General features: G+C 70.7%; 22 protein-coding genes and 2 pseudogenes. 6 read left to right on the top strand and 18 right to left on the bottom strand.

Annotation, left to right across the window (positions count from 1 at the left end):
* Positions 1 to 66 precede the first annotated feature (66 nt).
* From ACZ59A_RS39135 to ACZ59A_RS39125, 3 genes and pseudogenes are all read left to right on the top strand, one after another.
* A pseudogene (locus tag ACZ59A_RS39135) lies at positions 67 to 891 on the top strand (helix-turn-helix transcriptional regulator); the annotation flags it as partial.
* 502 nt (positions 892 to 1,393) lie between these two features.
* A complete protein-coding gene (locus ACZ59A_RS39130) occupies positions 1,394 to 1,918 on the top strand; it encodes an AAA family ATPase (protein WP_470969075.1) in 525 nt (174 codons plus the stop codon).
* Positions 1,919 to 2,094: 176 nt separating this feature from the next.
* Positions 2,095 to 2,466, top strand: a complete 372-nt coding sequence (locus ACZ59A_RS39125; protein WP_470969073.1) for a DUF3592 domain-containing protein — start codon at positions 2,095 to 2,097, stop codon at positions 2,464 to 2,466.
* Positions 2,467 to 2,510: 44 nt separating this feature from the next.
* On the opposite strand, the pseudogene ACZ59A_RS39120 reads toward ACZ59A_RS39125, so the two are convergent.
* From ACZ59A_RS39120 to ACZ59A_RS39105, 4 genes and pseudogenes are all read right to left on the bottom strand, one after another.
* Positions 2,511 to 2,588 (bottom strand): annotated as a pseudogene (locus ACZ59A_RS39120) (VOC family protein); the annotation flags it as partial.
* Positions 2,589 to 2,612: 24 nt separating this feature from the next.
* Positions 2,613 to 3,320: a B3/B4 domain-containing protein gene (locus tag ACZ59A_RS39115; RefSeq protein WP_470969071.1), complete on the bottom strand. Its 708-nt coding sequence runs from the start codon at positions 3,318 to 3,320 to the stop codon at positions 2,613 to 2,615.
* Positions 3,321 to 3,354: 34 nt separating this feature from the next.
* Positions 3,355 to 4,002, bottom strand: a complete 648-nt coding sequence (locus ACZ59A_RS39110; protein WP_470969068.1) for an FMN-binding negative transcriptional regulator — start codon at positions 4,000 to 4,002, stop codon at positions 3,355 to 3,357.
* A 65-nt stretch (positions 4,003 to 4,067) separates the two neighbouring features.
* Positions 4,068 to 4,904 carry an EamA family transporter gene (locus ACZ59A_RS39105; RefSeq protein WP_470969066.1) on the bottom strand — a complete coding sequence of 279 codons (837 nt, stop codon included), beginning with the start codon at positions 4,902 to 4,904 and terminating at the stop codon, positions 4,068 to 4,070.
* Positions 4,905 to 5,025: 121 nt separating this feature from the next.
* Here ACZ59A_RS39105 and ACZ59A_RS39100 point away from each other — a divergent pair, with 121 nt between their 5' ends.
* Positions 5,026 to 5,604: a helix-turn-helix domain-containing protein gene (locus ACZ59A_RS39100; RefSeq protein ID WP_470969064.1), complete on the top strand. Its 579-nt coding sequence runs from the start codon at positions 5,026 to 5,028 to the stop codon at positions 5,602 to 5,604.
* Between the two features lie 18 nt (positions 5,605 to 5,622).
* Here ACZ59A_RS39100 and ACZ59A_RS39095 read toward each other — a convergent pair whose 3' ends face one another.
* Genes ACZ59A_RS39095 through ACZ59A_RS39060 form a run of 8 tightly spaced genes read right to left on the bottom strand, consistent with a single transcriptional unit; the run spans position 5,623 to position 13,427 of the window.
* Positions 5,623 to 6,441, bottom strand: a complete 819-nt coding sequence (locus ACZ59A_RS39095; protein WP_470969060.1) for an ABC transporter permease — start codon at positions 6,439 to 6,441, stop codon at positions 5,623 to 5,625.
* The gene (locus ACZ59A_RS39090; protein WP_470969058.1) at positions 6,438 to 7,220 is read right to left on the bottom strand and encodes an ABC transporter ATP-binding protein; all 783 of its coding nucleotides are present in this window, start codon (positions 7,218 to 7,220) and stop codon (positions 6,438 to 6,440) included. Before ACZ59A_RS39090 ends, ACZ59A_RS39095 begins: the two co-directional genes overlap by 4 nt.
* Before the next feature lie 20 nt (positions 7,221 to 7,240).
* Positions 7,241 to 8,359 (bottom strand): ABC transporter substrate-binding protein, encoded by a 1,119-nt coding sequence (locus ACZ59A_RS39085; protein WP_470969055.1) that lies wholly within the window; start codon positions 8,357 to 8,359, stop codon positions 7,241 to 7,243.
* The gene (locus ACZ59A_RS39080) at positions 8,356 to 9,666 is read right to left on the bottom strand and encodes a glycosyltransferase (RefSeq protein ID WP_470969053.1); all 1,311 of its coding nucleotides are present in this window, start codon (positions 9,664 to 9,666) and stop codon (positions 8,356 to 8,358) included. The genes ACZ59A_RS39085 and ACZ59A_RS39080 overlap by 4 nt, the downstream gene beginning before the upstream one ends.
* On the bottom strand, positions 9,663 to 10,706 hold the full coding sequence (locus ACZ59A_RS39075; protein WP_470969050.1) for an ABC transporter ATP-binding protein: 1,044 nt from the start codon (positions 10,704 to 10,706) through the stop codon (positions 9,663 to 9,665). Before ACZ59A_RS39075 ends, ACZ59A_RS39080 begins: the two co-directional genes overlap by 4 nt.
* Positions 10,703 to 11,458, bottom strand: a complete 756-nt coding sequence (locus ACZ59A_RS39070) for an ABC transporter permease (RefSeq protein ID WP_470969048.1) — start codon at positions 11,456 to 11,458, stop codon at positions 10,703 to 10,705. The genes ACZ59A_RS39075 and ACZ59A_RS39070 overlap by 4 nt, the downstream gene beginning before the upstream one ends.
* A gap of 11 nt (positions 11,459 to 11,469) precedes the next feature.
* Entirely contained in the window at positions 11,470 to 12,309 is an 840-nt protein-coding gene (locus ACZ59A_RS39065; RefSeq protein WP_470969045.1) for an ABC transporter permease, read from the bottom strand.
* Between the two features lie 35 nt (positions 12,310 to 12,344).
* The gene (locus ACZ59A_RS39060; RefSeq protein WP_470969043.1) at positions 12,345 to 13,427 is read right to left on the bottom strand and encodes a polyamine ABC transporter substrate-binding protein; all 1,083 of its coding nucleotides are present in this window, start codon (positions 13,425 to 13,427) and stop codon (positions 12,345 to 12,347) included.
* Between the two features lie 316 nt (positions 13,428 to 13,743).
* On the opposite strand from ACZ59A_RS39060, the gene ACZ59A_RS39055 reads away from it, so the two are divergent.
* Complete coding sequence (locus ACZ59A_RS39055; protein WP_470969040.1) at positions 13,744 to 14,286, top strand: class I SAM-dependent methyltransferase; 543 nt, start codon at positions 13,744 to 13,746, stop codon at positions 14,284 to 14,286.
* A 136-nt stretch (positions 14,287 to 14,422) separates the two neighbouring features.
* Positions 14,423 to 15,160, top strand: a complete 738-nt coding sequence (locus tag ACZ59A_RS39050) for a heparin lyase I family protein (protein ID WP_470969038.1) — start codon at positions 14,423 to 14,425, stop codon at positions 15,158 to 15,160.
* 23 nt (positions 15,161 to 15,183) lie between these two features.
* Here the strand turns inward: ACZ59A_RS39050 and ACZ59A_RS39045 are convergent, their stop codons facing one another.
* From ACZ59A_RS39045 to ACZ59A_RS39020, 6 genes are all read right to left on the bottom strand, one after another.
* The gene (locus ACZ59A_RS39045) at positions 15,184 to 17,154 is read right to left on the bottom strand and encodes an APC family permease (RefSeq protein ID WP_470969036.1); all 1,971 of its coding nucleotides are present in this window, start codon (positions 17,152 to 17,154) and stop codon (positions 15,184 to 15,186) included.
* Between the two features lie 127 nt (positions 17,155 to 17,281).
* The gene (locus ACZ59A_RS39040; RefSeq protein WP_470969033.1) at positions 17,282 to 17,695 is read right to left on the bottom strand and encodes a RidA family protein; all 414 of its coding nucleotides are present in this window, start codon (positions 17,693 to 17,695) and stop codon (positions 17,282 to 17,284) included.
* A gap of 2 nt (positions 17,696 to 17,697) precedes the next feature.
* Positions 17,698 to 18,987 carry an MFS transporter gene (locus ACZ59A_RS39035; protein ID WP_470969031.1) on the bottom strand — a complete coding sequence of 430 codons (1,290 nt, stop codon included), beginning with the start codon at positions 18,985 to 18,987 and terminating at the stop codon, positions 17,698 to 17,700.
* 10 nt (positions 18,988 to 18,997) lie between these two features.
* Entirely contained in the window at positions 18,998 to 19,939 is a 942-nt protein-coding gene (locus ACZ59A_RS39030) for a fumarylacetoacetate hydrolase family protein (RefSeq protein ID WP_470969028.1), read from the bottom strand.
* A complete protein-coding gene (locus tag ACZ59A_RS39025; RefSeq protein ID WP_470969025.1) occupies positions 19,939 to 20,631 on the bottom strand; it encodes a cyclase family protein in 693 nt (230 codons plus the stop codon). The genes ACZ59A_RS39030 and ACZ59A_RS39025 overlap by 1 nt, the downstream gene beginning before the upstream one ends.
* A 3-nt stretch (positions 20,632 to 20,634) precedes the next feature.
* Positions 20,635 to 21,291, bottom strand: a complete 657-nt coding sequence (locus ACZ59A_RS39020) for a GntR family transcriptional regulator (RefSeq protein WP_470969023.1) — start codon at positions 21,289 to 21,291, stop codon at positions 20,635 to 20,637.
* Positions 21,292 to 21,482 lie beyond the last annotated feature (191 nt).

Here is a 21,482-nt window from a genome sequence, read left to right as displayed (position 1 = left end):
AGTACGCCCGGAACAGCCGTTCCGCCATCGGCTCGCCCCGTCCGACGACCGGCGGATACGGGGGCGATGAGCGATGGCCCGGACGACGGACTCGGCGCGGCGCTGCGCCGCTTCCGGGACAGGCTGGACCCGGCGGCGGTCGGCCTCCCCGCGGGGCGCGTCCGTCGCACCCCGGGGCTGCGCCGCGAGGAGGTGGCGTTGCTCGCCGGGGTGTCCGTCGACTACGTGGTCCGCCTGGAGCAGTGGCGGGCCACCGCGCCGTCGGCGCAGGTCGTGACCGCCCTCGCCCGGGCGCTGCGGCTGTCGGAGCCCGAACGCCGCCATCTGTTCCGGCGGGCCGGGCAAGTGCCGCCCGACGCGGGCCGGATGACGGCCCGGCTCACCCCCGGCGTACGGCGGCTGCTGGACCAGCTGACCGGCCCGGTGGGCGTGTACGACGCGGCGTGGACGCTGATCGTCTGGAACCCGCTGTACGCGGCGCTCCACGGCGACCCGTCCGGCTGGCCCGAGCGCGAACGCAATGTCCTGTGGCGCCACTTCACGGGAGGGCCGCACCGGGTGCGGCACACCCCCGAGCAGGAGGCCCGCTTCGAGGCGGCGGCGGTCGCCGACCTGCGGGGAGCCGGGGCCCGGTACCCCGCCGACGCGGAGCTGCGGTCGCTGATCGCCGCCCTCAGGGCCGCCAGCGACCGGTTCTCCCGCCTGTGGGACTCCCACGCGGTCGGCAGCCACACGATGGACACCAAAAGTGTCCATCACCCCGATGTCGGGCCGCTCACCCTCGACTGCGATGTCCTCGGCGTGCCCGACAGCGATCTCCACGTCGTCCTCTGCACCGCCGCGCCGGGCAGCGAGTCCGCCGCCAAGCTGGCTCTGCTGAGCGGGACCGGTCATCCCGGCCACCCCGCTCCCGCCGGACACCGAAGCCGTACCCTCGTTTCCGTGTCCCGCCATCCGAAGAAGCCCCGCCGCTTGGTCGCCGACGGGCGGGCGTACCTGTGGACGCTGCGCCACAGCCACCGTGTGCTGGACAGCGGCCGGGCCGCGGACTGCCGTCAGACCCTCACGCTGTACCCGCAGCCGCCCGGCACCGGCGGCCCGCTGCGCATCGTCTTCGCCGAGGGCCCGGGCCGGTACGTCCCGGGCGGGTTCCCCCTGGGCTCCGGGGACGTGGGGTACGTCCGGGGCGGCTCTCTGAACCTGCACGAACCGGGTGCCGTCCGGGCCCTGCTCGACGCGGCGTCGGCCCGCGGGTGGCAGCCGGAGCGGCGGGCGGTGGAGTTCGACGGCTGGCCCCTGCTGGAAGCGGCGGCCGCCGCACGAACCGGGGATGCCGCCTCCGGCGGCGAATGAACCGGACAAAGGCGGCCGCGCGGCGCTAGCGTGGGCTCCCATGATCGTATGGCTCAACGGCACCCACGGTGCGGGCAAGACGACGACCAGTGCGCTCGCGCAGCCACTGATCCCGGATTCACGGGTGTTCGACGCCGAGAAGGTCGGCGAGACGCTCATGGACATCACGCCAGGGCTGCCCGTGACGGACAACTTCCAGCACTGGCCGCCGTGGCGGCCGCTCGTCGTCGAGACCGCCCGCCGCGTACTCGACTACACCGGCGGCACCCTGGTGGTGCCCATGACCGTCCTGGTCGAGCAGTACTGGCGCGAGATCAGCACGGGCCTCGCCCAACATGGCATCCCGGTACGGCACTTCGTCCTTCACGCCGACCAGGACACCCTCCGCGGGCGCATCGCGGGCGACACCGTTCTCGGACCCGACTCCCCGTTCCGTCTCAAGTACCTCGAGCCGTACGCCGAGGCGGCGCGCACATGGCTCCACAACGAGGCCGAGGTCGTCGACACCACGCACCTCACACCCGCCCAGGCCGCCCGGCAGATCGTGGAGGCCGTCAAGGACTGAGGTCCCACCGGTCACGCGAAACAGGCGCTGGGATAGCGTCTCTCCCACGGCAGCAAGTGAAAAAAGGGGGAGCCGTGCGGTTTCAGGTGCGTGGACGGGGTGCCCATGGGTGGATCGCCTTCGGGGCGATCGCTTTCGGGACGGTGTTCTTGGTCACCGGGTTGATCCTGGCAGGAGTGTCGGTCTCGTTCCTGGCGGATGCGGACCGCGCCCAGGGCACGGTGGTGAGCCTGGAGTGGGAGAAGGACGACAGCGGCGCCTCCCGCAAGAAGAACGGGCAGGACGACGAGCCCACGGCGTACCCGGTGGTCGAGTTCACGCCGTCGGGCGGCGCGCCGAGGACGTTCCGGAGCTCGACGGGTTCCAATCCGCCGTCCTACGAGCAGGGTGAGCGGGTCGAGGTCCTCTACCACGCCGATTCCCCCGACGACGCGCGCATCAATGGCTTCGCCTCGCTGTGGCTGCTGCCGCTGATCTTCGGTGGGATCGGGCTGCTGAGCGCGGGGATCGGGACGGTCTTCGCCAGGACGGGGCGGCGGCGTTCCTAGACCGTCCGGCAGGTCGGGGCGGCCGACCCAACCGGTGGCGTCCATCAGCTCCTGACCAGGCAGAAAGGGTGCCCCGCCGGGTCGTTGAGGACCCGCCACCGGTCCTCGTTCGGCTGGTGATCCGATGTTGCCCCGCCAGGACGGGGTCAGACTACGGCCTGGGGCTGTTGCGGGGTGAGGTAGTGCACTCGGGTCTCGCTGGCGTGCGGGGCGAGGAGGTTCTGGAGGTCGTGGGCGGCGGTCTTGAGGTGGTGGCCGTCCCGGGCGGCGTCGAGGGTTTCGAGGATGAAGGCGACGTGGGTGGAGCCCTCGGTGACGCGGGTGCGGTGGGCGTCGCGGTGGTTCCAGTGGCGGGTCAGGACGTCGGTGGTGTCGGAGTAGACGATCTCACCGGGCTTGGGGTTCTCGGTGGTGTCGGGTTCGCCGAGCGGGGTGAAGGTCTCGCCGCCGTCGGCGTAGTGGATGCTGACGTCGCCGGTGACGTGGTCGAGGTCGAAGGCACCGGCGGGCAGGGCGTGGCGGACGGAGACGGCGTTGTAGGAGTCGACGGCGGGGGAGATGCGCGGCAGGGTGCCCTTCTTGGCCATGCGGCGGCCGAGGGCATCGACGCTGGGGCGGATGCGGCGGGGGTTGGTGCCGAAGGAGCGGTAGGCGCTGTGCCATGTCCCGATGCGGGGGTCGCTCTCGTCGGCGGGCTGCCAGGTGCCGTCGGCGAGCCGCTGTTCCAGGTCCCGCAGGGCGGCGGAGGTGCCGGGCCACTCTTCGTGGCCGCGCAGCCCGGTGGCGGTGACCAGGGCGATGAGGGTGTCGGGGAAGGCGTCGGCGACGGCGGGGCTGATGCGGAAGGCGGTCATGAGGGAAGGCTCCGTTCCTCGGGAGGGGGAGGGGTCAGGGGGTGAAGGGGCCCATGCGGTCCAGGCGGCGCAGCTGCTGGCGCGCGGTGGGCACGTCCAGTCCCTGGCCGCGTTCGGTGAGCCGGTCGGCGATGCCGGTGCGCTGCTCGACGGGCTTGTGGTCGTCGTACTTGAACTTCGCCCGCACCTCGGTGACATCAAGGCGCAGGCCGCGGATGCCGGGCAGCATCCGCCCGTAGGGCGGCTGACCGGGGTCGATGGGGGCGTGGTCGCCTTCGGGCTGGAAGTGGGCCAGCTGGCGGCGCAGCAGCTCTGCCTTGGCCTCGGGGTCGTCGATGACCGTGGCCCGGCAGGTGAACCGCACGGCCGCGTAATAGCTGGTGGGCACGCCGTCGGTGGGCGGGACATCGGCCTTGGCGCGCCAGGTGCCGGGGATGAAGGCGTAGTCGCCGATGACGGTGAAAGTGACGTTCGGGTCGGCTTCGAGTGTCTTCCAGACCGGGTTCGGGCGGGCGAGGTGGATCAGCAGGCTGGTGCCCTCGACGGTGAAGTGGGTGGGCACGACGATGGGCGCCTGCCCGGCCGAGCCGTTGACGCTGAGCTGGCCGAAGTCATGGCCGTCGGCGATCCAGGTCTGCCATTCGGCGTCGTCCAGGGCGGCGTCCCAGGGCTGGATGAACATGCGGTGCTCCTTGCGCGGTCGGTGCGGCGGCGCGTGGCCGGTGCGGCGGCAGACGGCGGAATGGGTCAGGTGAGCGCCAGGAGGCTGACGGCGACGGCGGCGGTGCCGAGCCCGACGAGCTGGCCGCGGTGGATGCGTTCGGCGAGCACGCCGCGGGCGAGCAGGACGGTGCCGACCGGATAGAGGGCGATGACCACGGCGACGACGGCGAGGTCACCGCTGCGGGCGGCGAGCAGGAACAGCAGGTTCGCCACCGAGTCCAGCACACCGGCGCCGGCCGACATCGCGTACGCGGGCCTGTCGGGGCCGAGCCCGCGGTGCAGCAGGGCGGCCGCGCCCAGGGTGACGGCGGAGGAGACGGCCCGGCCGGTGATCAGCGGGCCGACACCGCTGTCGGCGGGCGCCTGGTGCAGAAAGATCAGCTGGAGGGCGATGGCGGCGCCCGCGCCGATGCCCAGCAGCAGCGCCGTACGCGAGGGGCGTGCCGTCTTCGCGCCGCCTCCGGCGCTGACCAGCACCACCGCCGCCAGCGCCAGCGGCAGGCCCAGCAGCCCGGCCGGCCCCAGGTGCTCGCCCTGGGCCAGCCCGACGCCGACCGGAAGCATGGCGGACACCAAGGCGGTGACGGGCGAGAGCACGTTCATCGGCCCGATCGCCAGGGTGCGGTAGAGCAGGGCGAACGCGGCGGCCGAGGCGATGCCGGAGGCGGCGCCCCAGGCCAGCGTCCGCGCGCTGAACGAGGCACCGAGGAACGGCCACAGCAGCAGCTCGACCACCAGGGAGGCCGGGGCGGCGATCATGACGGTCCGCAGGACATGGGCCTTGCGGGCGCCGAGGCCGCCGAGGAAGTCGGCACACCCGTAGGCCAGGGAGCTGCCCAGGGCCAGCAGCAGAGCGATCACGGTACGTACATCCCTTATCATGTAGTGGAACGACCGAACCGTACAACGGAACGACCAGGGGTCGTCAACCGAACGACCACGCGGTGCAGCGAACTGGTCCACTTGCGAGGAGAGGAATCGGATGGCCGAGGCAGAAGCGGCCCTGCGGACACTCGCGCACAACGTCAGGGCGGCCCGCACCCGGGCCGGGCTGTCCCTGGACGAACTCGGCCGACGCGCCAAGGTCAGCAAGGGCGCCCTGGTCGGGCTGGAGAAGGCCCAGGGCAACCCGAACTTCGCCACCCTGGTCCGCCTCGCCGACACCCTCGGCGTCTCCGTCTCCGCCCTGCTGGAAGGACGGCCCGAGGACCGCGTCCGGGTCGTGTCCGCCGATGCCGTCATGCCGCTGTGGAAGGGGGAGGGCGGGGGCGAGGCCCGGCTCATGCTGACGACCGCCGGTCCGGCGGCCACCGAGGTCTGGCGCTGGCGCCTGGAACCGGGCGAGGAGTACCCCAGCCACCCCCACCAGGCCGGAGTCGTCGAAACCCTCAGCGTCACCGTCGGCCGGATGATCCTGGTCGTCGACGGCGTCGAGTACCCGGTCGACGCGGGACAGACCGCCACCTTCGACGGCGACGCCCCGCACACCTACCGCGGTGGCGGCACCGGGACCTGCCACCTGATCATGACCGTCCACCTGCCGCCCGCACCGGCCGCGTGACGCGCCTCGCGGGGCGTGTCAGGCGCCGGTCGTCCGGTTCTCCTCGGCCCAGAAGACGAGCCGCTTCCGGGCGAATTGAATGAGGAAGTGGGCGATCAGCCCCAGTGCGGAGAGCACCACCAGCACGGCGAACATCCCGGCGATGTCGAAGTTGTAGTTGGTCTGCAGCAGGAGGTATCCCAGGCCCTCCTTCGCGCCGATGAACTCCCCGACGACGGCGCCGAGGATCGAGAAGACGATCCCGATGTCCAGTCCGGCGAAGAGGAAGGGGAGCGCGCTCGGCAGCCGCACCATCCGGAACACCTGGAACCTGCTCGCGCCGAACACCGTGAGCATCTGGACCCGGTCGGCGTCGGCCGAGCGCAGCCCCTCGATGACGTTGACCAGCACGGGGAAGAACGAGATCACCGCCGCCATGACGACCTTGCTCGTCATGCCGAAGCCGAACCAGACGACGAACAGCGGCGCGAGCGCCACCTTGGGCACCGTCTGGAAGGCGACGACGTACGGCATGAAGGTGCGCTCGATCAGCCGCACCTGGGAGATCGCGGTGCCCAGCACCAGCGCCGCCGCCACTCCGAGCAGAAACCCGTAGAGCGACTCCAGGACCGTCACCTTCAGATGCCCCCAGAACAACGGGTCCGCCAGCTGCGTGCGGAGGGCATCGAGGATCTGCGAGGGTCGCGGCACTACGTAGTCGTCGATACCGAAGGCGGGGACCGTGAACTCCCAGGCCAGCATCGTGACGACGAAGACGGCGGGAACGAGCAGCAGTTCGGGGCGCTCCCGCAGGTCCACGCGGAGCCGTTCGCGGGGCCGTTCGCGGGGCCGCTTCATGAGTCGATCACCCCGGTGGCGTGGAAATGCCCGCGGATCCGCTCCACGAAGACTCCGGCCCGGTCCGAGGCCATCGCGCCGAGCGTGCGCGGGCGTTCGAGCCCGATGTCGACGATCTCGGCTATACGGCCGGGGCGGGGGCTGAGCACCACGACCCGGTCGGAGAGGAAGACCGCCTCGGGGATGGAGTGGGTGACGAACACGACGGTCTGGCCGCTCGCCCGCCAGATCCTCAGCAACTCGACGTTCATCGACTCGCGGGTCAGGGCGTCGAGCGCGCCGAAGGGCTCGTCCATCAGCAGCACGGCCGGGTCGTGCACCAGCGCCCGGCAGATTCCGGCGCGCTGCTGCATCCCGCCGCTCAGCTCATGCGGGTGGCTGCCCTCGAAGCCGTCGAGGCCGACCATCGCGAGCAGCCGCTCGGCCCGCTCCCGGTACACCGAGGCGTCGAGCTTCCGCACCTCCACGGGCACCATCACGTTCTGCAGCACGGTGCGCCAGGGCAGCAGGGTGGGCGTCTGGAAGACCATGCCCACCTCGGGCAGCGGCCCCGTCACGTCGCGGCCGGCGACGCGGACCGTTCCCCGGCTCCCGGCGACGATCCCGGCGAGAATCTTGAGCAGGGTGGTCTTGCCGCACCCCGACGGGCCGACGACCGACAGGAACTCGCCGCGTCGGACCGTGAAGGTGACGTCCGAGAGCGCGTGGGTCGGCTCGGACCTGCGCGGCCGGAACGTCTTGTGCAGTCCGGTGACCTCGATCCAGCGGTCCTCGTCCACGGTCTCCTTGCCTCCCTTCCTCACTTCCCGCGCTGCCCGGCGGCCTTCGCCTTCGCGATCACGGGCGCCGGGTCGAAGTCGTTCGCGCCCCTGAGCAGGCCGCCGTCCCACAGCTCCGGGAGCGGGACGTCCCCGGTGATCTGCCCGGCGGTCCTGGTGTAGGCCACCGTCTTGTCCCACTCCACGTCGCTGATCGCCCCCCAGTCCCCGAAGCTCTCGGGCTCACCGGTGGCGGGGACCGCGGTCTCGATCCACGCCTTGAGGGTCCTGGTGTCGTCGGCGACGCGGTCGTCGGCCTTCTTGCCCGTCAGCAGCTGGGGGAAGGCCCGGTAGCCGTCGCGCATCGCGGCCTCGGGGCTGACGGCGGAGAAGAGCAGTGCCTTGTAGGAGGCGCGCAGGTAGCGCGTCAGCACGTCCTTCTTCTCCTTCAACGTCTTCTCGGTCACCGCGTAGGTCAGGGAGCGGATGCCGTCGAACGCGTCGGAGTTGTCGAGATAGCGCAGCTCGGTGCCCGTGTTCTCGAGGGTGGTGTACGCCTGGGTGTACAGGGCGAGCACGTCGACCTTGCCGTTCTCCAGGGCGGCCAGGGCCTGTGCGCCCACGCCGACCGGCAGCAGGTCGACGTCCTTGGCCGCGTCCAGTCCGGCGTCGCTCGCGTACGCGCGGGCGTAGGGCGCCGAGCCGGAGGCGAGGCTGATGACCCCGATCTTCTTGCCCTTGAGGTCGGCCGGGTTCCGGACCGCACTGCCGGGCCGGACGGCCATGCGCCACGGCCAGTTCCGTACCAGGCCCCCGATGGCCTTCACCGGGACGCCCTTCTCGCGTGCGGCGAGGATGGCCCCCGCGTCGGCCGGAGCGATGTCGGCGCTGCCCGAGGCGACGGCCTGGACGGCTGCCACCGACCCGTCGGTGTTGAGCACGTCGACCTTCAGCTTCTCCTCGGCCAGATAACCCTCGGCGTCGCCCACCGCGTAGGTGGCGACCTCTTCCTTGGGGGCGAACACGGCCGAGGGGACGGCGAGCCGGAGCGTGGCCCGGGCGCCCGGGCCGCCGCCGGAGGACGACGAGGGCCCGTCCGCGCAGGCGGAGAGCAACGCGAGGACGGCGACGCCGAGGCCGAGCCGTAAGGGCAGTCTCATGTTCCGTACCTTTCATGCCGGTGGCCGTGGCCCTGCCGCTCGATGAGGTCGGCGGCGGTGCGCAGCCCGTCGCGGGCCCGGATGGTCGTGGAGGCTTCCGCCAGCGTGTGCCGCAGGCGGGTGTCCCCGAGCAACTCCGCCAGGGCGCCGTGGAGTTGGGAGTCGGTGAAGCGGTACGGATCGAGGCGGACGCCGTAGCCGAGTTCGGCGACCCGCTGGGCGTTGTCGTACTGGTCCCAGAACAGCGGGAGCACGACCATGGGCTTGCCGAAGTGGAGGCTCTCGGTGGTCGTGTTGTTGCCGCCGTGGGTGATCACGAGGTCGACGAGCGGGAGGATCCGCGTCTGCGGGAGGAACTCCGCGCCCCACATGGTGGGCGGCAGCTCGATCTCGTCGTGCAGCGGCCCCTTGGAGACGATGTAGCGGTGCGGGGTGCGCGCCAGGGAGGCGATGATCCGGCGCATGAGGCCGACGTCGGCGGAGCCGAGGGAGCCCAGGCTGAAGTAGATCAGCGCGCTGCCCTCGGGCCGTTCGGCCGACTCCGGCGGCAGGGTGAACTCCTCGTCGGTCTCGCGGACCGAGGAGTCAAGCCGGTGCCAGGAAGGCTTCAGCGGGCGCGCTTCGGCGTAGTCGGCGATCTCCGGGCAGAGGTACAGGTTCAGCTCGCCGTCGTGGATGAACTCCAGGTCGGGCAGCGGTCTCGCGCCCTGGTCCACGACCCAGGCGTTGAACTCGGCCCAGACCTCGCGGTGCGTGCGGTCGTACGCGGCACGGAACTCGGCCCAGCCCGCGCGGTCACCGGCCGGGTACCCGGAGAAGGGCGGGGGAACGTGCTCGCCCTTCACCTCCAGCGGGTTGCAGGAGACGATCCGTACGAAGGGCACGTCCGCCGTGGTCAGCGCGGGGAAGCAGACGACGTTGTCCTCGACGATCACGTCCGGCCGGACCCGGCCGACGATTCCCCTGAGCTGGGGTTCGCAGTACCGGGCACCGGCGATCAGCTCCTCCCAGACCGGCCTGACCCAGGTGCCCAGCTGTTCGATGGTGGGCTTCTGGAACTCGGGGGCGGTGTCCCGTACGAAGTCCTTCCAGAACTGGCCCGCCTCCTGGGGCGTTTCGGGCGGCGGGGCCAGGTCGACCAGCTCCTCTTCGAAGCCGAGCGGGGCGAGCCTGCCCTTCCAGGACGCCTCCGCCGCGAACACCACGCGGTGGCCGCGGCGGCGTAACACGTCCCCAATTCCTATGCAGTTGTTGGTGGGACCGTAGGCGCTCTCCGGCGCGAAGAGGATGGTCAGGGGTCCGCTCAAGGGGTGTCTCCCGTCGTCTCGATCAGTACCGCGCTCTCCGGGTCCCACGACAGCGCGACGCGGGCCCCCGAGACCACCGTGGCCGGGCCCGGAACGGTCAGCAGGACCGGCCGGTCCAGACCGGCGACCGTGACCGCGATCCTTGAGGAGCCGCCGAAGTAACTGACGTCCACCACCGTGCCGGGCACCGAAGCGTCCGCGTCCCCGGCGGCGAGCCGGATGTCCTCCGGGCGTACGCCGACCAGCCCGGCCGCGTTCCCGGCCGGGGCGGGCAGGACGCCGACGCCGGGTACATCGAGTCCGCCGGAGGGCAGCAGCCGCCCGGAGAAGACGTTGTTGGCGCCGACGAAGCCCGCGACGAACCGGCCCCGAGGGTGCCGGTACAGCTCGACGGGGGTGTCGACCTGCTGGACGCGCCCGGCGTCCAGGACGGCGATCCGGTCGGCGAGCGACATGGCCTCCTCCTGGTCGTGGGTGACGACGAGGAAGGTGATGCCCACCTGGTGCTGGAGGCGCTTGAGCTCCAACTGCATTTCGGCGCGGACCTGCTTGTCGAGCGCCGACAGCGGCTCGTCGAGCAGCAGCACCCGCGGGCGTTTGACGATGGCACGGGCCAGGGCGACCCGCTGCCGCTGCCCGCCGGACAGCTGCTGCGGCCGTCTGCGGGCCTGCGCGGTCAGCCCGACGGTTTCGAGTACGGCCGCGACCCGCTCGCCGATCTCCGCCCGGGGGAGTCCTTCCCGCGCCAGCCCGTACGCGATGTTCTTCTCCACGTTCATGTGCGGGAACAGCGCGTACGACTGGAACATGAGGTTGACCGGCCGCCGGTGCGCGGGCACGCCCAGCAGGTCACGGCCGTCCAGCGTGACCGTGCCGCTGTCCGGGGCCTCGAACCCGGCGAGGACGCGCAGCAGGGTCGTCTTCCCACAGCCGCTCGGGCCGAGCAGGGCGAAGAACTCGCCCTCCGCGATCTCCAGGCTCACCCCGTCCAGGGCGGTGATCTCGCCGAACCGCCGGGTGACGGCATGGATACGGATCACAGCGCCTCCGTCAGCCGGCTGACGCGCTGGGCGGCGATCACCACGGTGAAGCTGACCGCGAGCAGCAGGGTGGCGAGCGCGTTGATCTCCGGGGTCACGCCGAACCTGATCATCGAGTAGATGACGATCGGCAGGGTGGGATCCTTCGGTCCCGCGGTGAAGAAGGCGATGACGAACTCGTCGAGCGAGAGCGTGAACGTCAGCAGCGCGCCCGCCACGATGCCGGGGGCGAGGGTCGGCAGGGTGATGCGGAGGAACGTGGTGACCTCTCCCGCGCCGAGGTCGCGCGAGGCTTCCTCCAGGGCGGGGTCGACATGGGCGATCCGGGTGCGCACGACGGCCGTGACGAAGGCGAGGCCGAAGACGGTGTGGGCGAGCAGCACCGAGTGCAGGCCAAGGGTGGCCGAGACCAGCGAGTAGAGGGCGAGGAGGCCGATCGCGAGCACGATGTCCGGCAGGACGGCGGGCAGCACCGACAGGGCGGGCAGCAGCCGCGACCGGCTCGCGTGGCGGGCGAGCCCCACGGCGAGCAGGGTGCCCAGCACGGTGGACAGGGCGGTCGCGCCCGCGGCCACGATCAGCGTGTTGGCCAGGCCCCGCAGGACCTCGCCGTCGCCGGCGAGGGTGCCGTACCAGGCGGTGCTGAACCCGGACCACCGGTAGGGGCTGGCCGAGCGGTTGAAGGACATCACCACGAGCACCACGACGGGCGTGTAGAGGAACGCGTACGTCAGCCACAGGGGGAGGAGCATCGCCCGGCGCATCAGCGGCCGCCCAGCCGTCGCCCGGCCCAGGCTTGCGCCATCAGCAGCAGGACCAGGAACGCCAGGAGGGAGAGGGCGAGCACCGAGCCGAATGGCCAGTCCCGTGCGGTGAGGAACTGGTCCCTGATCAGGTTGCCGACCATGACCGTGTGCCCGCCGCCCAGCAGTTCGGGGACGACGAAGTTGCCGAGGCTGGGCACGAAGACGAAGAGGCAGCCGGTCAGCACGCCGGGCAGGGTGTGCGGGAGGGTCACGCTCCAGTACGTGCGGGCCGGGCGGGCGCCCAGATCGGCCGAGGCCTCACACAGCCGGGGGTCGACCCGCTCGATCGCCGAGTACAGCGGCAGCACCATCAGCGGGAGATAGGCGTAGAGCAGGCCGAGGACCACGGCGGGTTCCGTGTAGAGGAGTTTCAGCGGCCGGTCGATCACCCCGATGCCGGTGAGGGCCGAGTTGACCACGCCCTGGCCGGACAGCAGCACGATCCAGGCGTACGTACGGATCAGGAAGTTGGTCCAGAACGGCAGCACGACCAGGACCAGGGCGACCGTGCGCCAGCTGCCGGGCAGTCGGCTGATCGCGTACGCGGTCGGGTAGCCGAGGAGGAGCGCGAGCAGCGTGGTGACGGCGGCGATGCGCAGCGAGTCGGTGAGGACGCCTGCGTAGAGGGGGTCGGCGAGCCGCGCGAAATTCTCGCCGGTACGTCCGTCCTCGTACGCGATCCCGCCGAAGCGGCCCCGCCGGAAGGCCGTATAGCCGATCAGCAGGGCCAGCGGCAGCACGAGCAGCACGGCCAGGTAGGACAGGCCCGGGCCGAGCAGGACGAGCCGGGCCCGCACGCGTGGTCCTGCCGCCGCCTTCCCCCGACGGGCCATCAGCCCGCGGTGACTTCCGTGACGATCTGGGTGTACGCCGCCGCGTCGTTCCCGAGGTCGACGACGGACTCCCCCTTGACCAGTTGCCCGGGGGTCATGGCGAGTGCGGGGTAGCGCTTCAGCAGGGCCGGGTCGAGTTCGGCCATGGCGGCGGTGTTGGGGACCTTGTAGAAGATGTTCGAGGCGACCCAGGAGTGCGTCTTCGCGTCGAGGACGTAGTCGATGAAGGCGTGCGCCGCCTCCTTGTTCTTCGACGACTTGAGGATGACCATCGTGTCGGTCCAGAGGTCGCTGCCCTCCTTGGGGACGACGAAGCCGATCCTCTTGTCGTCGGTCGGGCACCAGCCGTCCCATGCCTCCGCCAGCACGGCCTCCCCGGAGATGAGCCGGTCGCCGAACGTGGTGTCGTCGTAGGCGAGGAGCCCGTCCTTCGCGGTGAGCAGCGACTTCTTGACCCGGGCGAGCTGTTGCTTGTCGGTGGTGTTCACCGAGTAGCCGAGCGCCTTCTGCGCGGGGAGGAAGAGCCAGCGTTCGGTCTTCAGCATGGTGGCCTTGCCCTTGGCCGCGGCGCGCGGCTTCAGCAGGTCGTTCCAGCTGTCGGGGGTGTAGCCGAGGAGGTCCTTGCGGTAGCAGAGCCCGGTGGTGCCCCAGGTGTACGGGACGGAATAGACGTTGCCCTTGTCATGGGCGAGCCGGGCGGCGAGCGGGTCCAGGTTCTTCAGGTGCGGGACCAGATCGTGGTGGATGGGTTCGAGCAGCCCCTGCGCCGCGAGCGCCTGCGCGTACTGGCCCGATACGAACGCCACGTCGATGCCGCTGTCGGCGGAGGCGGTCAGCTTGGCGACGATCTCCTCGTTGGTGCTGTGCTTGGCGACGGTCATGGGTGTGCCGACGGCCGCCTTGAACCGGGCGGGAAGGTCCTTCGGCATATAGCCGTCCCAGTTCGAGACGGTGAGCCGCTGCTTGGACAAGTCCGCCTCGGGGTCGAGCGACGCGGAGGCGGCGGGGCCGCTTCCGCCCGGTTGGCCGTCGCCGCCGCATGCGGGGAGAAGGAGCGCGAGGACGGCCGCCGTCGCCGCCATGGACACATGCCTGAACCTCGGTGCGCCTAACACGCCACTCCCTTGCTGTCGCTTGCTGTCGGGACCAGCCGGCTGAGCGTGGGTCGTGCCCGCTTCGCCGAACGGCTCGCGGACAGGCATTGGTTTCCGAAGTTTCGCACCATTGGCATGCACCGGGCAAGACGGCCTTTTCGCCCGGCCACGGACGGATCACCAGCCGTTGACCCGGGGCCGGACGGCTCACACCACCTCCCGGTCCGCGCTCTGAAATAGTGTGCCAAGCGGCCGTCGAGGGGAGGGGCCGAGCCGGGTCGGAGGCATGTGGCACTCTGGCCGCATGACGTGGAACGGCGACGAGTATCAGTCCCGGTTCGACCGCATCGCCGCCGGGGGTGGGGACATCCACGGCGAAGCCGCGCTGGTCCGCTCCTTCCGGCCCGCCACGGTCCTCGACGCGGGGTGCGGCACCGGGCGGGTGGCCATCGAGCTGGCCCGTCACGGGATCGACGTGGCGGGCGTGGACATCGACGAGTCGATGCTCGCCACCGCCCGGCGGCTGGCCCCGGAGATCCGCTGGCACCAGCAGGATCTGAGCAAGCTCGATCTGGGGCTGTCGTTCGATGTCGTGGTGCTGGCGGGCAACGTCCCCCTGTTCACCCCGCCGGGAACGGAAGCGGCTCTGGTGGCCGGGGTGGCGGCCCATGTGCGTCCGGCGGGCCGTCTCATCGCGGGTTTCGCCCTGGACCGCGGTTACACGCTGGACGACTACGACGCGCACTGCCGCGCGGCGGGGCTCACCGTCGAAGCCAGGTACGCGACCTGGTCCCGCGACCCCTACACGGACGGGAAGTACGCCGTCTCCGTACATGGCAGGCCCTGAATCATTCATCGGACCTTTCTGCTCCAGAGGTCTGGACTAATGAGGATTACTTCCCTAGTTTCGCGGTTCGGAGGGAAGTGATCGGATGTTAAAGAAGCCAATTCGGAAATGGCTCCACGCCGTATGCGCTGTCGCGGTGGCCGCGGGCTTCGCCCTGACCGGCGGGTCCGCCGAAGCCGGTACACGCGTCGAGACGAGAGCCCAGGCATTGCCCGCCGGGGTGTACTTCCAGGACGAGGGCACTGTCCAGGGCTGGTCCAACTATCCCCAGAAGCCCCAGAAGCAAGGCGTCATCCGCAACGTGACCACCCCCGCCTACAAGGGCGGCAACGCCATCGAGGCCAAGCAGACCTACATCGACGAGGGCGGCGGCTACCACTCCGAGACCATTCAGGCGTCCACCCAGGCCGTCGGCCAGGACCGCTACTACGGCCAGGCCGTCTACGTAGCCCCCACCTGGCAGTTCCACAACCAGAACGTGACGTTCCAGCAGTGGTCGCCCGAGGATCCCGAGGGCCCGTGGGAGCTGATGTTCATCCAGAACGACGACCTGCGCATCGGCGGCTCCGGTGGCTTCAGCGCGAACCTCGCCAAGGTCACGAATCTGCGCGGCACATGGATCCGGATCGTCACACGCCTGAAGTTCCACGCGACCGACGGCGCCATCGAGATCTGGGTCAACGGCGCGAAGGTGTACAGCAAGACCGGGGTCCCCGTGCTGCCCAAGACGTCCCAAACGGTCCGCTGGTCATCCGGCATCTACTGCACCGGCTGGCGCGAGAATCTGCCCGCCGGGCCCCGGGAGCTCTCCGTCTTCCACGACCAGGCACGCATCGCCAGCTCGTACAGCCTGGCGGAACCCGCCAACTGGTGAGCGCCTTTGACGGATCCCGGCGCTCAGCCGACGTGGACGTGGGGGCGCCGGGCGCGGTCGGGTTCGGCCTCGCGCAGCACTTCGCGGGTGACCGGGGCGACCTCTCCCTGGCCGAACAGGAAGAACCGCAGGAACTGGGCGAAGGGGCTGCCCTCGGTCCACTCGAAGTAGATGTGCGGCCTGCACCCGGTCACATCCCGTACGTGCAGCAGCAGCGCGGCCAGGGAGTTGGGGATGCTGGAGCCGTCGAGGGTCAGGACGCGGTAGCGGCCGTGCAGCACCTCGCCCCGCACCCGTACCGCCGACTCGAAGTCGGAGGGGTCGCGGACGGTGACCTCGACGAAGATCAGATCCTCCTCGTCCGGGATGTCGTTGTCGGCCCGGATCTGCTGGATCTTGTCGCGGTATTCGGCCGGGTCCCGGTGGTCGGGCTCGTTGGCGATGAACCGTATGCGGCGGGTGGCGGAGTCGCGGACGAAGCGCTCGGCCAGGTTGTCCAGGTCCATGTCGGTGACCCGTAGCTCGAAGGCGCGGGCGAGCCGGGACAGCAGGGACACCGCGATGATGCCGCCGATGAAGCAGGCGCCGATCTTCACACCGTCGGGGCGTTCCACGACGTTGACGGCCGTGGTGTAGACGAAGACCACGGAGATCACGCCGAAGCCGATGGTCCAGCCCCGCTGCCCGGCGCGGCGGGCGGCGATGGTGACGGCGACGGCGGCGGAGGTCATCAGGACCAGCACGCCGGTGGCGTACGCGCCGCCCTGGGCGTCCACGTCGGCGTCGAAGATCCAGGTGACCAGGAAGGCGATCAGGGTGAAGACGAGCACCATGGGACGCACGGCGCGGGCCCAGTGCGGGGCCATGCCGTAGCGGGGGAGATAGCGGGGCATGAGGTTGAGCAGTCCGGCCATGGCCGAGGCGCCCGCGAACCACAGGATGCCGATGGTCGCGGCGTCGTAGACGCTGCCGAAGAGGGAGCCCAGGTACTGGTGCGCCAGGTAGGCGAGCGCGCGTCCGTTGGCCGGGCCACCGGCCTTGAACTCGTCCTGCGGGATGAGCACGGTCGTGATGAAGCTCGTGGTGATCAGGAAGGCGCTCATGATCACGGCGGCCGTGGTGAGCAGCTTCCTGGTGTCCCGGATCCGTCCGGTGGGCCGCTCCTCGGTGTCGCCGGGGCCGCCCTCCACATGGGGCATGACGGCCACGCCGGTCTCGAATCCGGACAGGCCGAGCGCGAGCTTGGGGAACACCACGAGCGCGAGGCCGACCATGACCAGCGGATTGCTGTGCTGCGCGGTCAGCGCCTGCGACCAGTCGGTGATCACATGCGACGCGGTGGCCACGTGCCACAGCCCGACGGCCACGACGACCACGTTCAGCGCCAGGTAGCCGCCCACGAGCACCACGGCCACCCCGATGGCCTCCATGAAGCCCTTGAGGAAGACGGCCCCGAGGAGGGCGACCAGCCCCAGCGTGATGATCACCTCGTGGCCGTGCAGCACGCTGGTGAAGTGCGGGTTCTCCACGAGGTGGGTGGAGGCGTCGGCGGCCGAGAGGGTGATGGTGATCAGGAAGTCGGTGGCCGCGAACCCCAGCAGCGTCAGGACGAACAGCTTGCCCTTCCAGAACGACAGCAGCCGCTCCAGCATCGCGATCGACCCCTCGCCATGCGGGCTCTCCTTGGCCACCCGCCGGTACACCGGAAGCGCCCCGGCCAGGGTCACGGCCACCAGCACGAGGGTGGCGATCGGCGACAGCAGCCCGGCGGCGAGGGCGGCGATGCCGGGCTGGTAGCCGAGGGTGGAGAAGTAGTCCACGCCGGTCAGGCACATCACCCGCCACCACCGCTGGCCCCGGTGCCCCTCGGGAACCTGGGCATGCGGTCCGGGCTGCTGCTTGGCCATATCGGACAGGCCCTCCAGCAGCCAGGCCCGCAGACGCCCGCCCGCAGGGGCCTCGGGGCGAGGCTCCACATCGGTGGAGGTGGCCATGGTGCACTCCTGTCACGCCGCTCGACCGAACAGATCATCGAAGAATACGAGTCACGTCAGGGTAAGCGGGACCGTCACAGGACCTCACAGCGGTACGTGCCACCGGTCGGCGGACCGCGCCGGTGCGTCAGGTGGCGAGCACGGCGTGGGCGCTGATCTCGATCTTCAGATCGGGGCCGACCAGCGCGTTGACGCCGATGTGGGTCCGGGTGGGCCGGTGGGCGCCGAAGAATTCCGTGTAGACCGCGTTGACCTCGTCCTGAGTGGTCATGTCGGTGTTGTAGATGGTGACCTCGACGATGTCGGTGATCGTCCCTCCGGCGGCTTCGAGCGCCGTGCGCAGGTTCGTCAGACAGGCTCTGGTCTGATCGGCGACGCTGTCAGGGACACGCAGTTCTTCCTCGTCGTGCGGGTGCTTGTGGACCAGTGGGTACGTGGTCGCGCCGGACAGCCATATGCTCCGTCCCCCTTCGGTGGCGATGGCGGGGGAGAAGGGCATCTCGTCGGGGTCGGCTCCGGCGGTGATGAATTGCCTGGTCATGGTCAGACTCCTCGTTCGGGGTGGGAGTGTTCTCTCGGTGTCCGGTCGGGCGGTGTGGTGGCGGCGGTGGGGCGGCTGAATCTCTCCGGCCGCAGGCCGAAGGCGCACAGCAGCCCGGCAAGGAGGGATAGCGCGGAGAGCTGCAGCAGACCGGCCGTCCGCCAGCCGGTGTGCCAGGCCAGCTGGCTGAGGAGGTAGCCCGCGAACGCGGCCGGGATGTAGATGGCGGTGATGAACAGCCCGGAGGCGCGGCCGGAGAGGTCGGAGCGTACGGAGATGATGAGGTACCCGGCGAGGTTCACGAAGGCGCCCGCGCTGAAGGCCGCGCCGAGGACGAAGGACCAGGCCGACTGCCACCACAGTGCGGCCGGGCCCGCGAAGAGGGCGGCCGCGGCGGCGGCGCTGAACAGGAAGCAGCCGCCGAGGACCAGACGTGCGTCGTACCGGTCGCCGAGGAAGCCGCCGAGGCTGGAGAACATGGCGGCCAGACCGGCCAGGCCGACCGCGAGTCCGGCCTGTCCGGGGCTGTAGCCGAGCTGGTCCCGCAGGAACGTCGGGTATACGCCGATGTAGGCGAACTCGATCAGCCCTCCCGCCACGGTGGCCAGGGCGAGAGTGACGGTGTTGCGGTTCAGCAGGCGTGTGGCGCCGCCGGTGTGCTGGGGCTCGGTGCCGGACCGTTCGCGTATCTCGGTGAACCAGCAGCGGACGGTGGCCAGGACCACGAGTGCGGCGAGGACCCCGAGGAGGCCGAAGAGGACCATCGGGACGCGCCAGGTGGCGTAGGTGGCCAGCAGGTGTCCGCCGATGGCGGGGCCGATCAACGCCCCGGCGCCGAAGGCCACGTTGACGGTTCCGACGGCCGTGCTGCGGTACTTGTGGAACGCGGTCGCGGCGATGGCCAGCAGCGCGGTGAGCTGCATCGCCTCGCCGACGCCGGACAGGGTCCGCCAGGCGAGCATGTCCCAGAACCCGATGGAGACGGTGGTCAGGAGCGTGGCCGCGGAGAACACGAGGGTGCCGACCAGCAGCAGGGTCCGGCGGCGGATGCGGGTGATGAGGTAGCCCGAAGGTATGCCGAACAGGCCCATGCCCAGGGCGAAGATGGTGGACTGCAGGCCCGCGTCCGCGGGGCTGAAGCCGTACTCGGAGCGGACGTTGGGGAGCAGGACGGGGAAGACTTGACGGTCCATGGCGTTGACGATGTAGGCCGTGAGGAGGACGCCGAACATCGTCAGCTTCGTGGTGTGCCGGCGATGCGGGGTGAAGGCGCTGGCGGCGATGGTTGCCATGAGGACCGTCCTAACGTGGTGTGCCGCCTGGTGCGGAGACTCCCTCGGGGGTCTGCCATCGGCTGTCCGGCCGCGCGGCGGCGGGAGCGGCGATGGTGGTGCTGAGGGTGCCCAGGTGCTCGATCTCGACCTCGACGGTGTCGCCGGGCCGGAGGAAGACGGGCTCGGCCATGCCCCAGGCGACGCCCTGGGGCGTGCCGGTGGCGACGAGGTCGCCGGGTTCCAGGGTGAGGGACCGGGTGAGGTCGGCCAGCAGGTCGGCCAGGCCGAAGAGCATGTTCGCCGTGGTGTCGTCCTGCCGCAGGGTTCCGTTGACGCGGGTGCGGATACGCAGGTCCTGCGGGTCGGGGAGGGCGTCGGCGGTGACGACCCAGGGGCCGAGCGGGGCGTAGCCGTCGGCGCTCTTGCCGGTGAACCACTGGGTCCTGCCCTGCTGGACGTCCCGTGCGGTGATGTCGTTGCCGATGGTGTAGCCGAACACGCAGTCCAGCGCGTTGTCCCGGGTGAGGTGGCGGGCCGTCCGGCCGATGACCAGGATCAGTTCGCCCTCGTAGTCCAGCGCCCGGGTGAAGGCGGGATCGGTGACGAGGGTGCCGCGGTGGCCGAGCAGGGCGGTGCGGGGCTTGGTGAACCAGATGGGTTCGGCGGGCATCGTGGCCGTCGTCAGGCCCTCGGCGCGGGCGCCTTCCTCGACGTGTTCCCGGTAGTTCTTGCCCACGCACAGCATGTTCTTCGGCGGCCGGGGCAGTGGTGGCAGCCACACCGTGTCGGCCAGGGACCGGCCCCGGTCGCGCAGGGCGGCGGTCTCGTCCGGTGTCAGGGGGCGGGCGATGAGCGCGGCGACGTCGGTGGCGTCGTCGCGGCCGGGCAACTCGCGTACGGGGGCCACGGTGTCGCCGCTGACCAGGGCGGCGGAGGTCCCGCCGCGGTGGGAAACGGTGGCGAGCCTCATCAGTGGTCCTCCGTCCGGGCGAACAGGCGGGCGGGGGCGCCCTCGATGTTGCCGATCCGGGTGAAGGCGGGATAGATGGTGGCCCGTTTGTCCGCCAGCGCACCGAGGTTGGTGGCGTGTTCCACCAGGTAGATCCCGGCGCCCAGCAGGATCCGGTGCACCACGAACTCCTCGGAGGTGAAGTCGTGGTTGCGCGCGCATTCCTCTTCGAAGAAGTCGAAGACCACCGCGCGCGGGCGCCGGGACACGAGCCAGTGCGCGGCCGACTCGGCCAGCCACGGGGAGGCCGTGTAGTAGTCGGGGAAGTGGCCCCACATCCGGTCCGACCATCCGGTGTGCAGCACGGCGACCTGGCCGGCCGTCAGCCCCGGGTCGGCCTTGGCCAGGTCGTCGTCGGTGACCGGCTCCGAGGCACCCGTTCCGGTCAGGTCGAACAGGGCGGCCTCGCCGCAGATGTCCGGCAGGGCCACGTCGCTGGTGGTGCCGCCGTCCTCGAACACGTGCAGTGGCGTGTCGATGTGGGTGCCGAGGTGGATGGGCATCACCCGCGCGGTGCTCACCTGCCAGAAGCCGGGGCCGCGGTGGTGCTCCTCCAGCTCCAGGGTGAGGCTGGTCGACGGCGGTCCAGGGGTTCCGGCGGTCACCTCGACGCTGAGGTCGATGAGGCCGCTGAGGCCGATGAGGGAGTTCATGTGTCACCTCTCTGGTTGGGGATGGCTGCCGCTGTAGACCTCGGCGGCACGGTGGATGTGGTGGCGGGCGGCGGCCGCTGCCGCCGGGGCGTCGCCGGTGGTGATCGTCCGGCACAACTCCTGGTGGTGGTCGTGAACTTCGTCGCTCCACGCGGCGTCGGAGGTGAGGTTGCTCAGGCTGGACACCTCGATCCGGTCCCACAGCCGGTTCAGCGCGTCGGTCAGATACGGGTTCGCGGCCAGCTCGCAGATCCACTGGTGGAACCGCAGATTCGCGGCCGACGCGCCGCGCTGGTCCCCGGCGGCCGACGACGTCTCGACCGCTTGCGCGCGCCCGGTCAGCTCGGTGAGCTGGACCCGGGACAGTTCGCCATCGCGTGAACGGGTCGCGGCCAGCTCCGCGGCCAGGCCCTCCAGTACCTCGCGGCACTGGTAGATGTGCCGCACCTCGGCGGCGCTCAGGCCCGCGACGACCGCGCCGCCCCGCCCGCGCACCACCAGGCCGTCGCGCTCCAGCCGGGTCAGCGCTTCCCGCACCGGAGTGCGGCTCATGCTCAGCTCTGCCCCCAACTGCCGTTCCGACAGCTGAGTTCCGGGAGGAAGGGCCCCCGACAGCAACTGCTCGCGGATGCGCAGATATGCCTCATCGGTGCTGTTCAAAGGGGTGGTTGTCGATGCGGTCCAAGACGTCATGGCAAGTGGTATACCAGGTACGCCAGGCATACCACAATGCTCATGACAGGGATTCAACCAGGCACCCGCAGCAGCACGAAGCGGGGCGGGGGGGGAGGGGGGGGGGGGCCGGAGGACTTGTGTCCGCTTCTGAGTGGACCCTCTCTTAGGGGCAGTTC

The sequence above is a fragment of the Streptomyces sp. NPDC040405 genome (genome assembly GCF_055595765.1).
Note: the sequence above shows the minus strand (reverse complement) of the source record. Positions and strands in the feature narration are given on the sequence as shown.

Bases quoted from the DNA above. Each gene is read 5' to 3' on its own strand.
- ACZ59A_RS39130 (WP_470969075.1), top strand. From the start codon at position 1,394: ATGATCGTATGGCTCAACGGCACCCACGGTGCGGGCAAGACGACGACC.
- ACZ59A_RS39055 (WP_470969040.1), top strand. From the start codon at position 13,744: ATGACGTGGAACGGCGACGAGTATCAGTCCCGGTTCGACCGCATCGCC.
- ACZ59A_RS39100 (WP_470969064.1), top strand. From the start codon at position 5,026: ATGGCCGAGGCAGAAGCGGCCCTGCGGACACTCGCGCACAACGTCAGG.
- ACZ59A_RS39040 (WP_470969033.1), bottom strand. From the start codon at position 17,695: ATGACCAGGCAATTCATCACCGCCGGAGCCGACCCCGACGAGATGCCC.
- ACZ59A_RS39060 (WP_470969043.1), bottom strand. From the start codon at position 13,427: ATGGCGGCGACGGCGGCCGTCCTCGCGCTCCTTCTCCCCGCATGCGGC.
- ACZ59A_RS39045 (WP_470969036.1), bottom strand. From the start codon at position 17,154: ATGGCCACCTCCACCGATGTGGAGCCTCGCCCCGAGGCCCCTGCGGGC.
- ACZ59A_RS39035 (WP_470969031.1), bottom strand. From the start codon at position 18,987: ATGGCAACCATCGCCGCCAGCGCCTTCACCCCGCATCGCCGGCACACC.
- ACZ59A_RS39025 (WP_470969025.1), bottom strand. From the start codon at position 20,631: ATGAACTCCCTCATCGGCCTCAGCGGCCTCATCGACCTCAGCGTCGAG.
- ACZ59A_RS39070 (WP_470969048.1), bottom strand. From the start codon at position 11,458: ATGCTCCTCCCCCTGTGGCTGACGTACGCGTTCCTCTACACGCCCGTC.
- ACZ59A_RS39085 (WP_470969055.1), bottom strand. From the start codon at position 8,359: ATGAGACTGCCCTTACGGCTCGGCCTCGGCGTCGCCGTCCTCGCGTTG.
- ACZ59A_RS39110 (WP_470969068.1), bottom strand. From the start codon at position 4,002: ATGTTCATCCAGCCCTGGGACGCCGCCCTGGACGACGCCGAATGGCAG.
- ACZ59A_RS39095 (WP_470969060.1), bottom strand. From the start codon at position 6,441: ATGAAGCGGCCCCGCGAACGGCCCCGCGAACGGCTCCGCGTGGACCTG.
- ACZ59A_RS39115 (WP_470969071.1), bottom strand. From the start codon at position 3,320: ATGACCGCCTTCCGCATCAGCCCCGCCGTCGCCGACGCCTTCCCCGAC.
- ACZ59A_RS39030 (WP_470969028.1), bottom strand. From the start codon at position 19,939: ATGAGGCTCGCCACCGTTTCCCACCGCGGCGGGACCTCCGCCGCCCTG.